Here is a 12812-nt window from a genome sequence, read left to right on the forward strand (position 1 = left end):
CGTCAAGCGATGAAACAAATGAAACAGAGTCAGACCGGACCGGTGGAGCCGCGGACGATCAGCTCGGTCTCGAGCGAGACGTGCAACGCCTCCACCGCGTGGCGGCTGAGCAGCCGCACCAGCAGCGTGACCGCCATCCGGCCCATCTCCTGCAGGGGCTGGCGGACGGTGGTGAGGGCGGGCGAGGTGGCCCTGCTGACGTCGATGTCGTCGAAACCCGCCACGGAGAGGTCACCGGGGACGCTCAGCCCGCGCTCGGCCGCCGCCCACAGCGCCCCGACGGCCATCTTGTCGTTGAACGCCACCAGCGCCGTCGGCCGCTCCGGCAGGTCGAGCAGCTCGCACGCCGCCAGGTAGCCGTGCTCGGTGCTCGGCTCCGGCACGTTCCGCACCAGCTCGGGCGCGAGCAGCACCCCGGCGTCGGCCAGCGAGGCCGTGTAGCCCGCCAGCCTGGCCTCGCTCGGCAGCCACGCCACGGGGCCGCCGATGATCCCGACCCTGCGGTGGCCGAGCCCGGCCACGTGCGCCATCAGCTTGCGACCACCCGCGAAGTGGGCGGCCGACACCGCGGCGATGTCCTTGGGCGGCGGTGTCCTCGGGTCGATCACCACGAACGGGAAGCCGCGGTCACGCAGGAGCGCCAGCTCCTCGCCCGGCTCCGGAGGCAGGATCAGGATCGCGCCCGCGATGTCCTGCCTGTCGGGAAGGCCGGGGAGCACCGGGGCGGCCTGGGCGGCCTCGCCCGCGCTGAGGATCATCTGCCTGCCGTGCAGCTCGATGGTCTCCCCGACCGAGGAGACGATGAGCCCGAAATAGTCCGTCAGCACGTACGGGCAGCGCACGTACACGGCGCCGGGCGACGGCTCGCGGATCGCGCGCGGCCTGGGCGCCTGGTCGCCGAGCCGGCCCACGGCGCGCTGCACGAGCTCGCGGGTGTGCGGGGCGACGTTGGCCTGGCCGTTCAGCACGCGGGAGACGGTGGCGATGGACAGGCCCGTCTCGGCCGCGATGTCACGCACCGTCGCGCGCGCCCTGCCGGCCCTGGCCGCCATCCCACGCCCCCTGCCTCCGCCTGCCGCCAGGATAGCCACCACGTGCGGGGCCCCGCCGCTCGACGGCCCGCGCCAACGGACCAGGGGGTGGGTCAGGGGGGCGCCGTCAAGGGGGCGCGTCGGGTCAGTCGGCGGCGGGGCGGCGGGTGCGGGGGGTGGGCTTCTTGCGGCCCGCCACCAGCGTGTCGCCCGGCGCCGGCGCCGGGTCCTCCGCCTGTGTGGTGTCCCGCTTCTGGGCGCGGGGGCGCGGGTGCGGGGCCGTGTCCTCCGTGGCGGATACCGGGGACTCCTTCGGATCCGGGGCGGGTGACTTGTCGGGTTCACGGAGTGAGGCGATGACGCGGTCGGCCTCCGAGTCCGCGGCGAACTCGTTCGCCGCCTCCGTCTCCCTCCTCCTGATCACCACCATGTGGTCCACGGACACCCGTCCCGCGCCCACCACGGCGAGCAGGAGGGAGGCGGCCCCGAGGAGGATGAGCTCGTTCATGCTGATCGGATTGAGCGGCGGGGCGACCAGGAAGACCGCCAGCGCCTCCGCGAACAGGACCAGCCCGGTGATCGAGACGGCCAGACCGGCGATGAGCAGCGCGCCGCCGATGAGCTCGGTGAGCATCGTGACCGTGGCCCAGGCGCCGGGCGCGGGGGCTCCTTGCTGGAGAAACTTCACTCCGGTGGCCTTGAGCCCGTCTTCCAGCTTGGTCCAGCCGTTGGCGAAGAAGATGCCGCCCACGCCGACGCGGGCGACTAAAGCAGCAAGATCACGGAGGGCCTGTTTCACGGTAGTTGTTTGCCCTAATCGGGACATGACACACCTCAATCACGGCTGAGCAGCATGGCCACCGCGACGGCGGTCAGGCTGAGCAGGACGACGCTGACGATCACGGTCGTGTGCAGAGCGTTCACGAAGGCCCACCGGGCGGCGTCCATGAGCGCGCCGCCCGCGCTGCCGCCGATCTCGTGGGCGACGTGCGCGGCCCCCGCGAGCGACTGCCTGGCCTGGTCCATGCCGCTCGCGGACACGCCGGGCACGGAGGGCAGGCCGGGGGCGTACACGATCGTGGTGATGGTGCCGAGCACGGCCACGCCCAGACCGGCGCCCAGCTCGTACGCGGTCTCCTCGATGGCCGCGGCCCCGCCCGCCTGGGACTCCGACGCCGACGACATGATCGTGTCGGAGGCCGCGAGCAGTGCCACCTGCACCCCGAACCCGATGCCCACGAAACAGATCGCGAGCGTCACGGGATGGGCCTCGACCCCCCAGCTCAGGGTGGGGGCCAGGGAGAGGGCGACGAGCCCGAGCCCGCCGCTCATCGTGGCCCGCATGCCGATCCTCGGCAGGATGTGGGCGGCGGCCAGACCTCCGGAGATGGCCGAGATCACCAGCGGCAACATCCTGACGGCCGCGTGCAGCGGACTGTCGCCGAGCACGAGCTGCAGGTATTGCGCGAGCATGAGCTGCAGGCCCACGAGGGAGAACACGCCGAGCAGCACGCCCGCCACCCCGGTCGCGAATTCGCGCCGCCTGAAGAGCCCCACCTCCAGCAGCGGCGCGCGCAGCCGCAGTTGCCGGCGGACGAACAGGCCCAGCAGGGCGAGCCCGCCGAGGAACACGAGCACCGACGCCCACAGCGGCATCAGGTTGCCCGCGCCCGCCTCCTTCAGCCCGAACGCCAGCGCCAGGATGCCGAAGACCGACAGCACCGCGCTCACGCCGTCCCATGGGCGGTCCTTGCGCACGGGCGACTCAGGGAGCAGGCGTACGGCGGCGGGCAGCAGCGCAAGGAGGATCGGCACGTTGATCAGGAAGACGGCGCCCCACCAGATGCCGACGAGCACGCCGCCGATGAGCGGGCCGACCGCCGCTCCGGCCGCCGCGACCGCGCTCCAGACGCCCAGGGCGATGGCCCGCTCACGTCTGTCGGTGAACACCTGGCGGATCAGCGAGAGCGTGGCCGGCATGATCATCGCGCCGCCGACGCCGAGCAGCGCCCGGGCGAGAATGAGGGTCAGCGGTGTCGGGGCGAACGCGGCCCCGGCCGAGGCCAGGCCGAACAGCACGTAGCCGCCCAGGACCAGCCGTTTGCGCCCGTACCGGTCGCCGAGCGTGCCGAACATGATCAGCAGCGGCGCGACCACCAGGGAGTAGGTGTCGATGATCCACAGCAGCTCCACCGCGGAGGGCTCGAGCGCGGCCGTGAGAGCGGGCACCGCGATGTGCAGCACCGTGGCGTCGACCGTGATCAGCAGCAAGCTCACGCAGAGCAGCACGAGAATGGACCAGCGGCGGTCCCGGTGCTCCTGATCGGCAGTCCGTATGAAAGGTGCGGCCTGTGTGACGGTCATGGGGCTCCTTGCGGGGCCGATCCGTTGACAGGGCCCGCACGTGCTCTTGGTCGGTGGTGCGGGAAGCCCGGCCGACGCTCGCTCCTCCCGAGCTCCTCAGCCTCGACTCCCACCGCTCCGGCTTGCGTCGCAGCTTAGGGTATGTCAGGCGCGCGTCATAGCGGTATCGGACGATCCACCCCTGACCGGAACCTCTCTAGAGAGATACAGCCATATGTCGGCATCTATCCAACATTGGCTTGCCAACCGATCATGGACCTGTGGGGATCGACGCAAGTGGCACAAATGACGATATTTCCGACAGGTCCTCACGCGAATGGTGTGACGAGTCCCTTGCCCGGCTGACCGCCGGCCGTCCGGAGTCCGCGCTCGACGCCGCCCGCCGCGCGGCCGACCTGGATCCGGGCGCCGAATGGGCGTACCGGCTCATCAGCCTCGCCCACGAGCGGCTGGGCCGCGACGCCGACGCGGCGCCGGCCGCCGAGCAGGCCGTGGAGCTGGCCCGCGGCTCCTGGCCGGCCCGGCTGCGCCTGGCCGCGGTCCTGCGCCGCGTCCCCGGCCGCTGGCGGGAGGCGGTGGAGCACGCCACGCTCGCAGGGAAGTTCGCGCCGGAGGAGCCCGGCCCCGAGGTCATGCGGGGCGACCTGGCCCTGCTGCGCGGCGACCACACCGGCGCCGTGCAGGCGTACCGGGCCGCGCTCGCCATCGACCCCGGACACCCCCAGGCCCGCGTGAACCTCGGCCTGGCCCTGCTGCGCTGGGACCGGCCGCGCCCGCACCACGATCCCGCCTGGCCCGTCGACCCGCGCGACACGGGCAGGGCCAGGCGGGCCCTGGAGGTCTGGTCCCGCCAGGCCCGCCTCCTGGTCGCCGTCGCCACGCTCGGGATCGCCGGGGCGGCGCTCTTCCTCGACTGGGGCTCCGGCGCCGTGCTCGGCGGGTTCGCGGTGCTCGTGCTGCTGGCGCCGCTGACGGTCAGGCAGGCGCGGCGGGTGGGCCTCTGGTCATACGTGCCCGCGATGCTCTGCAGGGATCCCTGGCTCGGCGCGGCGCTCGTGTCGAGCGCGGTGTCGGTGCTCGCGTTCGCCGCCTGGCTGCTGCTGGGCGCGATGCCGTCCGTGCCGTCCGCGTTCGATCCGGTATGGGCGGGGCTGGCGGGCATCGTGGTGCTGGGCTGGCCGGCCCTGGCGGCCGTACGGGCGCTGGCAGAGGCGTGGCGCGGCCGCCCGCTGCCGGCGATGGCCGAGACGGAGCGCGCCCTGACGGATCAGGTCCAGGCGCAGGCGGAGCGGACCGCGAAGAGGAACGTCGGCGTGATGCTCTGGATCGTCCTCGGCCGGACCTGGTCCGTGCTGGTCCCCCTGGTGGGCGGGGCCCTGGCCGTGGAGCCGAGGGCGGCCGTCGCGGCGGTCGCGGTGCCGTACCCGATGGTCCGCGGCTACCTGCGCGCCCGCCACCGCGACGATCGGTGGCTGCCGGTCGCCGTCACCCTCGTCGTCCTGTCCGCCGCCGCCTGCGCGGCGGGCGGCCTGCTGGAGGCCTGGCGGATCGAGCCGGCTGCGGCGTGGGCGTGGCGGGCGGGGCTGGGCGCGATGGGCGCGGCGCTGGCCGTGTTCGCCGCGAGGGTCGCGCGCGCCTGGTGGCGGGGCGGGCCGGGCCCGTGGCGGGCGTCCCTGATCATGTGCGACCTGCCCGTGGGCGCCGAGCCCTCCGTCGCGCTGGACCCGGAGGTGCGCCAGACCTTCTCGTACGCCCGCAGCATCGTGCTCTCCTTCGGCGACTCCCTCGGACCCAGGGTCGCGGGCGCGGTCGCGTCCGTCACCTCGTCGGGCGAGCTGCGGGTGATCACGGAGACGGAGGCGTGGGAGGCCATCGAGACCGATCCCCGCGTGGCGGTGTTCGCGGCGGACCCGCTGCAGCGGCGGTTCTGGGTCGAGGTGCGCGGGATCGCCATGGCCGACTCGGACGTCCTGCGCGTCACCCCCAAAGAGGTGCTCGTCGGGGAGTTCCCCGGCCGGCACCAGCGACGCTAGCTAGAATCTTGTTCTATGCGTACTTTGCGCACGCCGGAGGAGCGCTTCGCGGACCTTCCCGACTTCCCGTACGAGCCCCGCTACGCCGAGGTCGGCGACGGCCTGCGCATGGCGTACGTCGAGGCCGGCCCCGCCGACGGCGAGCCCGTCGTCCTCCTGCACGGCGAGCCGACCTGGTCGTTCCTCTACCGGCACGTCATGCGCGAGCTGGCCGCGGCCGGGCTGCGCGCGATGGCGGTGGACCTGATCGGGTTCGGCCGCTCGGACAAGCCGGTCGATCCCGCCGAGCACACCTACGCCAGGCACGTCGAGTGGACCCGCGCGCTGCTGCTTGACGCGCTCTCCCTAAGCCACTTCACCGTGGTCGGGCAGGACTGGGGCGGCCTGATCGGGCTGCGGATCGCCGCCGAGCATCCCGGCGCCATCGCCAGGATCGTGGCGGCCAACACGGGCTTGCCCACGGGTGACACTCCCATGCCCGAGGTGTGGCACCGGTTCAAGGACGCCGTGCGCAAGGCCCCGGTGCTGGACATCGCCAGGCTGGTCCAGGCGGGCTGCAAGACGGAGCTGTCCCAGGAGGTGCGCGCGGCGTACGACGCACCGTTCCCGGACGAGTCGTACAAAGCGGGTCCACGGGCCATGCCGGGCCTCGTCCCGATCACGCCCGACGATCCGGCCGCGCCCGCCAACCGCGCTGCCTGGCAGGTTCTCAGGACGCTCGACCGGCCGTTCCTGGTGGCGTTCTCCGACGGCGACCCGATCACCGGAGGTATGGCACCCGTTCTGCTCAGATCGATCTCCGGCACGTCCGGCCTGCGGCATCCCGTGATCCGCGGCGCAGGACACTTCCTGCAGGAGGACGCGGGCGCCGAACTCGGGCGGCTGATCGCCGCTTTCGTGACCTCCACCTAGCGTGTCAGGAGCGCCCAATCGTCGGTCTGGTGCGGTATAACCGGGGGCGGACCGGGGAGGCGTGATGCAGGAGTCCGGCAGGGCCCAGGCCGCGGGGCGGGCCGTGGCGCGGGATCTGTTCGAGAAGGTTCGGCTGCGTTATTACCAGATTCCCCCGGGGGTGCGCCGGGTGCTCTATGTGGTCGTGCTGGTCGCCACCATGGGCGTGGGCGCGGCGCTCGGGTGGGATCTGCTCAAGACCTTCCCCGTCGTCCTGCTGCTGCTCGCGTTCGTCGCGCTGACCATGCGCTTCCCCCGGGCGGCGGCCACCGTCCTGGTGGTGGCGGGCTGGATCCCCCTGGCGCTGCTCATCTTCTCCGGGCTCGACCTGTTCCCCCCGGGCTCCAACGCGGTGCACCTGATGGTCGCGCTGGCCCTGCCCGTCGCCGGGGGCGCCCACCTCATCCGCTGGGTGGCGCCGTGGGCCACCACGCTGCTGGCGCTCGCGCCCGCCGCCGTCCTGGCCGTGCCGTTCTCCTTCGTCACCGCGAGCGTGGCGGTCTGGGTGGCGTACGCCGTGGCCGCCGCGGTGCTGGTCTACCGCTTCCTGCTGGCCCGCAAGGTCAGGGCGGAGCGCGCCGCGGCCGAGGAGCAGCAGGTACGGGTCAGGGTGCGCGAGGGCAGGTTCGAGTCGCCGCAGGACAAGACGGGCGCTCCGCCGCAGATCTCCGTCGAGGAGGCGCTCGGCGAGCTCGAGAGCATGGTCGGCCTGGCCCCGGTCAAGGAGCAGGTGCGCTCGATCGCCGCCTCCATCGAGGCGTCCAGGCTGCGTGCCGAGGCCGGCTACACCACCGAGCGGCCCACCAGGCACTTCGTGTTCGTCGGCCCGCCCGGCACCGGCAAGACCAGCGTGGCGCGCGCGCTGGCCAAGATCTTCTACGCGTTCGGCCTGCTGGAGACCCCCTACGTGGTCGAGGCGCAGCGGGCCGACCTGGTGGGCGAGTTCCTGGGCGCGACCGCGATCAAGACCAACGAGCTGGTCGACAGGGCGCTCGGCGGCGTGCTCTTCATCGACGAGGCGTACGGGCTGGTCAACTCCTCCGACGGGCAGCCCGACAGGTTCGGCGCCGAGGCCGTGCAGACGCTGCTCAAGCGGGCCGAGGACGACCGCGAGCGGCTGATCATCATCCTGGCCGGCTACGAGCAGGAGATGAGCACGTTCCTGTCCAGCAATCCCGGCCTGGCCAGCAGGTTCGCCACCCGGGTGCGCTTCCCCGGCTACTCCCCCGCCGAGCTGGTCGAGGTCACCGAGCTGCTCCAGCGGCGCAGGGGCGACACGATGGACGCCGAGACCAGGCGCGTGCTGCTCGGCCGGTTCGAGGACGTGCACCGGCGCGGCCTGGTCGACGAGCTGGGCAACGCCAGGTTCGCGCGCAGCCTGGTCGAGGCCGCCGCGCAGGCCCGCGACGTGCGTGTGGTGGGCGCGGGCGGCACCCCGACCACGCAGGACCTGGTGACCACCACGACGCCCGACGTGACCAAGGCGTTCGACGAGCTGACCGCGCGCTTCCGCGGCTACGTCGCCACCCCCACGCTGGAGGAGGCGCTGGCCGACCTCGACAGGATGGCGGGCCTGGCGCCGGTCAAGCGGCAGGTGCACGCCATCGCGGCCCAGCTCCAGGTGGCGCGGATGCGGCAGGAGCGCGGGCTGCCCACGCCGCCGCAGATGCGGCACTTCGTGTTCGTCGGCCCGCCCGGCACCGGCAAGACCACGGTCGCCAGGGTCGTGGGCCGCATCTTCGCCGCGCTCGGCCTGCTGGCCAGGCCCGACGTGGTCGAGGCGCACCGGGCCGACCTGGTCGGCCAGCACCTCGGCTCGACCGCGATCAAGACCAACGAGCTGGTCGACAGGGCGCTCGGCGGCGTGCTCTTCATCGACGAGGCCTACAGCCTGGTCAACCCCGGCTACCAGGGCGGCGACGCGTTCGGCGCCGAGGCCGTGCAGACCCTGCTCAAGCGGGCCGAGGACGACCGCGACCGCCTCGTGATCGTGCTGGCCGGCTACGAGCGCGAGATGGACGCGTTCCTGACCACCAACCCGGGTCTGGCCAGCCGGTTCAGCCAGCGCGTGGCCTTCCCCAGTTACTCGCCGGGCGAGCTGTCCGAGATCGCGGTGCTGCTGGCGGAGAAGGCCGGCGACACCTTCGACGACGAGGCGCTGCGCGACCTCGACGAGGTGTTCGCCTGGGTGTGCGAGGAGCGGCTGATCGACGGCCTCGGCAACGGCCGCTTCGCCAGGTCGCTGTTCGAGCGCGCCGCCATGCGCCGCGACGTGCGGCTGGCCGCCCACGCGTCGCGCGGCGGGTCCGCCAGCTCGGCCGACCTGACGACGATCACGAGCGAGGACGTGCGCACCGCGGTCGACGAGCTCTCCGGGCGCTGAGGCCCCTCGCCGGTCCTCCGCCGGGGCCAAGGCGGAGTCCCGGTCCATGTTCCCCCACAGTGACGGGGCGATGTCGTAGAGTGAGCGGCGTCGGCGGTGACCAGGCCGATGCGCGGTGCACGGCGGAGGGGGAGCGATGGCGGGGTTCTTGGCCCGCAGGCTGCTCAACTACGTCGTGCTGGTCGTGGTGGCCGCCAGCCTCGCCTACCTTCTGGCGGCCACGGCCCTCGATCCGCGTTCCAACTACGCGCAGCGCACGCCCAAGCCTCCGCCCGCCGTCGTGGACGCGCAGCTCACGGCGCTCAACCTCAACGACAAGACGCCGCTGCTGCAGCGTTACGCCACCTGGGCGAGCGGGGTGCTGCACGGCGACTTCGGCAGGTCCGTCGGGGGCGCTACCGTCAACGACGATCTCAAGCGGCGCATGGGCGTGACGTTCCGGCTGGTCATGCTCGGGATGGTGTTCGGGAGCCTGTTCGGGGTGCTGCTGGGCGCCTTCGCGGCGGTCAGGCAGTACGGGTGGTTCGACCGCCTCTCGACGGCCCTGTCCTTCGTGCTGCTCGCCGTGCCGGTCGTCGTGCTGGCCAACACGCTGATCCTGGCCGGCTCCTGGGCCAACGAGCACGTCTTCAGGACCCTGGTGTTCATGGTGAGCGGCGAATACAGCATCGGGCTCGAAGCCGGGTTCTGGAGACAGCTGCTCGACCGGCTGCAGCACCTGATCCTGCCGACGATCTCGCTGTCGCTGGGCCTCGTCGCGGTCTTCAGCCGCTACCAGCGCAACATGATGCTCGACGTGCTCGGCGCCGACTTCGTCCGCACGGCCAGGGCCAAGGGGCTGACCAGACGCCAGGCGCTCATCAAGCACGCGCTGCGGACCGCGCTCATCCCGGTGGCGACGTATTTCGCGTTCACGTTCGCGGCGCTGCTGATGGGGGCCACGTTCACCGAGAAGATCTTCGGCTGGCACGGGCTCGGCGAGCAGCTGATCAACTCCATCTTCAGCAACGACGTCAACACCGTCGCGGCCATCTCCCTGCTGGCGGCGGTCGCCGTGCTCTGCGCCTCGCTCGCCTCCGACCTGCTGCAGGCCGCGCTCGACCCGAGGGTGCGGGCGTGATGACGCTTTCCGACGAGGAGCTGGCCGAAGAGCTGTCCGGCGGCGCCCTGGCCCGGGTGCCGTCCAGGGTGCGGGTGGTCTCCGCGCGCTTCTTCCGCTCCACGCAGGGCCTGATCGGGTTCGCGGTGCTGGCGCTGATGTTCCTGCTGGCCTTCGCCGGGCCGCTGTTCAGCAGGTGGACCTACACCGACAAGGACTTCACCGCGTTCATGCAGCCGCCGTCGCCCACTCACTGGTTCGGAACGCTCCAAACCGGGGCAGACGTGTACGCGGTGACGCTGCGCGGCATGCAGAAGTCCCTGGTCGTGGGGCTGCTCGCGGCCCTGGTCTCCACGGCGCTGGCAGCCCTGGTCGGGGCGTTCGGCGGCTACTTCCTGGGGTGGACGGACCGGGCGCTGAGCTGGATCACGGACCTGCTGCTCGTGCTGCCGGGCTTCCTGATCCTGGCCATCATGTCGCCGCTGTTCGGCGCCGGACAGTGGCCACTGTTCGTGATCATGCTGGCGCTGTTCCTGTGGATGGTCACCTCGAAGATCGTCAGGGGGATGACGATCTCGGTGAAGGAGCGGGAGTTCATCCAGGCCGCCCGCTACATGGGCGTATCCCCCGTACGGATCATCTTCCGCCATGTGCTCCCCAACCTGTCGTCCCTGCTCATCGTGGACGCCACGCTCAACGTCAGCAGCGCCATCCTCACCGAGACCTCGCTCTCCTACTTCGGGTTCGGCATCCAGCCGCCCGACGTGTCGTTCGGGACGCTCATCGCCGACGGGTCCAGGACGGCCGTCTACGCGCCGTGGACGTTCTGGTTCGTGGCGGGGCTGCTGGTGGTCACCGTGCTCGCGGTCAACCTGGTCGGCGACGCGCTGCGTGACGCGTTCGACCCCTCGGCCTCACGGAAGGCCCGGCGGTGAGTCCGGTCCTCGAGGTCAGCGATCTGTACGTATCCTTCGACGGCGTCCCGGCCGTGCGCGGGGTGAGCCTCGACGTACGGCCGGGTGAGGTCCTCGGCATCGTCGGCGAGTCGGGCTCCGGCAAGTCGGTCACCTCGGCGGCCGTCATGGGGCTGCTGCCGCCGGGCGCGCACGTCACCGGGTCCGTACGCCTGCACGGCAGGGAGCTGATCGGGATCTCGGACCGGGAGCTGACGTCCTTCCGCGGCAAGTCCATCTCGATGGTCTTCCAGGACCCGCTGTCCGCGCTGACCCCCGTCTACCGGGTGGGCGACCAGATCGCCGAGGCAGTGCGCGTGCACCAGCGGGTGAGCAGGGAGACGGCCATGGTCAAGGCCGTCGAACTGCTCGAACTCGTGGGCATCCCACATCCGGCCGAGCGGGCGCTGGCCTTCCCGCACGAGTTCTCCGGCGGCATGCGGCAGCGCGTGGTGATCGCGATGGCCATCGCCAACGACCCTGACGTGATCATCTGTGACGAGCCGACCACGGCGCTCGACGTGACCATCCAGGCGCAGGTGCTGGAGGTGCTGAAGAGGGCGCAGCGCAAGACCGGCGCCGCGATCATCATGATCACGCATGATCTCGGGGTGGTGGCGGGGTTCGCCGACCGGGTGCTGGTCATGTACGCCGGGCGGCCCGTCGAGGTGGGCGACGTCGACGACATCTTCTACGGGATGCGGATGCCGTACACGGTGGGGTTGCTCGGCTCGATCCCGCGCGTGGACCGTGGCGGGCGGCAGCCGCTGACGCCCATCGAGGGCAACCCGCCCACTCCGCGGGCGCTGCCGCCGGGGTGCCCGTTCGCGCCGCGCTGCCCGATGAAGATCGACGCGTGCGACGAGGGGGAGCCGCCGCTGTTCGAGGTGGGGGCCGGGCACCGGGCGGCCTGCATCCGCTGGTCCGAGGTGCGCCCACGCGTGCCCGAGCCCGTCCACGCGGAGCCGGCGCCGCAGGTGCGCGAGGAGCGCACGGTGCTGGAGATCAGCGACCTGGTCAAGGAATATCCGCTGTTCAAAGGGGCGGTGTTCAAGCGCAGGGTGGGCACCGTGCACGCGGTGGCGGGGGTCAGCTTCGACCTGCGGCACGGCGAGACGCTGGGTCTGGTCGGCGAGTCGGGCAGCGGCAAGACCACCACGCTGACGCAGATCCTGGAGCTGGCCCAGCCCCAGAGCGGCCGCATCGTCGTGCTCGGGCGCGACACCGCACGGCTCGGCGGCTCCGAGCGCAGGGCGATCAGGCGTGACATGCAGGTGGTCTTCCAGGATCCGCTGGCCTCGCTCGACCCTCGCATGACGGTGCACGACATCCTGGCCGAGCCGCTGCGCACCCACGGGCAGCGGCGACCGGGGCGGCGGATCGGCCAGTTGCTCGCGCTGGTCGGGATGGACCCCTCACACGCCGCCCGCTACCCGCAGGACTTCTCCGGCGGCCAGCGGCAGCGCATCGGCATCGCCAGGGCGCTGGCGCTGGAGCCCAAGCTGCTGGTCCTCGACGAGCCGGTCTCGGCACTGGACGTGTCGATCCAGGCCGGGGTGATCAACCTGCTCGGCTCGCTCAAGGCCCGGCTGGGGCTGTCCTATTTGTTCGTGGCGCACGACCTGGCCGTGGTGCGCTACATCGCCGACCGGGTGGCGGTGATGTACCTGGGCAGGATCGCCGAGATCGGCCAGGTGGACGCCGTCTTCGACGGCCCGGCGCACCCGTACACGCAGGCTCTGCTGTCGGCGATCCCGCTGCCTGACCCGGTACGCGAGCGCGCGCGGGAGCGGATCCTGCTCGAGGGCGACCTGCCCAGCCCGGCCAACCCTCCGACGGGCTGCAGGTTCCGTACCAGGTGCCCGAAGTTCCGCGCCCAGCTCACCGACGAGGAGCGGCGGCTCTGCGTGGACGTCGAGCCCGAGGTACGCCCGCTGGGCGAGGACCAGGGGGCGGCCTGCCATTACGCCGAGAGGCGCGAAGTCGTCTAGACCTCGC

General features: G+C 72.1%; 9 protein-coding genes. 6 read left to right on the forward strand and 3 right to left on the reverse strand.

Annotation, left to right across the window (positions count from 1 at the left end):
• Positions 1-29 precede the first annotated feature (29 nt).
• From AB0J64_RS09780 to AB0J64_RS09790, 3 genes are all read right to left on the reverse strand, one after another.
• Positions 30-1052 (reverse strand): LacI family DNA-binding transcriptional regulator, encoded by a 1023-nt coding sequence (locus tag AB0J64_RS09780; RefSeq protein WP_364023388.1) that lies wholly within the window; start codon positions 1050-1052, stop codon positions 30-32.
• Positions 1053-1176: 124 nt separating this feature from the next.
• The gene (locus tag AB0J64_RS09785) at positions 1177-1830 is read right to left on the reverse strand and encodes a DoxX family protein (protein WP_364023391.1); all 654 of its coding nucleotides are present in this window, start codon (positions 1828-1830) and stop codon (positions 1177-1179) included.
• Between the two features lie 35 nt (positions 1831-1865).
• The gene (locus AB0J64_RS09790) at positions 1866-3395 is read right to left on the reverse strand and encodes an MFS transporter (protein ID WP_364023394.1); all 1530 of its coding nucleotides are present in this window, start codon (positions 3393-3395) and stop codon (positions 1866-1868) included.
• A 260-nt stretch (positions 3396-3655) separates the two neighbouring features.
• On the opposite strand from AB0J64_RS09790, the gene AB0J64_RS09795 reads away from it, so the two are divergent.
• The 6 genes from AB0J64_RS09795 to AB0J64_RS09820 all read left to right on the forward strand — a co-directional run bounded on the left by AB0J64_RS09795 (position 3656) and on the right by AB0J64_RS09820 (position 12805).
• Positions 3656-5428 (forward strand): tetratricopeptide repeat protein, encoded by a 1773-nt coding sequence (locus AB0J64_RS09795; protein WP_364023397.1) that lies wholly within the window; start codon positions 3656-3658, stop codon positions 5426-5428.
• A 15-nt stretch (positions 5429-5443) separates the two neighbouring features.
• Positions 5444-6340, forward strand: coding sequence for a haloalkane dehalogenase (locus AB0J64_RS09800; protein WP_364023400.1), 897 nt, complete (start codon positions 5444-5446; stop codon positions 6338-6340).
• A gap of 64 nt (positions 6341-6404) precedes the next feature.
• Positions 6405-8762, forward strand: a complete 2358-nt coding sequence (locus AB0J64_RS09805) for an AAA family ATPase (RefSeq protein WP_364023403.1) — start codon at positions 6405-6407, stop codon at positions 8760-8762.
• 136 nt (positions 8763-8898) lie between these two features.
• Complete coding sequence (locus AB0J64_RS09810; protein ID WP_364023406.1) at positions 8899-9882, forward strand: ABC transporter permease; 984 nt, start codon at positions 8899-8901, stop codon at positions 9880-9882.
• Positions 9882-10796 carry an ABC transporter permease gene (locus tag AB0J64_RS09815; protein ID WP_364023409.1) on the forward strand — a complete coding sequence of 305 codons (915 nt, stop codon included), beginning with the start codon at positions 9882-9884 and terminating at the stop codon, positions 10794-10796. The genes AB0J64_RS09810 and AB0J64_RS09815 overlap by 1 nt, the downstream gene beginning before the upstream one ends.
• Positions 10793-12805: an ABC transporter ATP-binding protein gene (locus AB0J64_RS09820; protein ID WP_364023412.1), complete on the forward strand. Its 2013-nt coding sequence runs from the start codon at positions 10793-10795 to the stop codon at positions 12803-12805. Before AB0J64_RS09815 ends, AB0J64_RS09820 begins: the two co-directional genes overlap by 4 nt.
• Positions 12806-12812 lie beyond the last annotated feature (7 nt).

The sequence above is a fragment of the Nonomuraea sp. NPDC049695 genome, assembly GCF_040674955.1.
In the GTDB taxonomy this organism is placed as follows: domain Bacteria; phylum Actinomycetota; class Actinomycetes; order Streptosporangiales; family Streptosporangiaceae; genus Nonomuraea; species Nonomuraea helvata.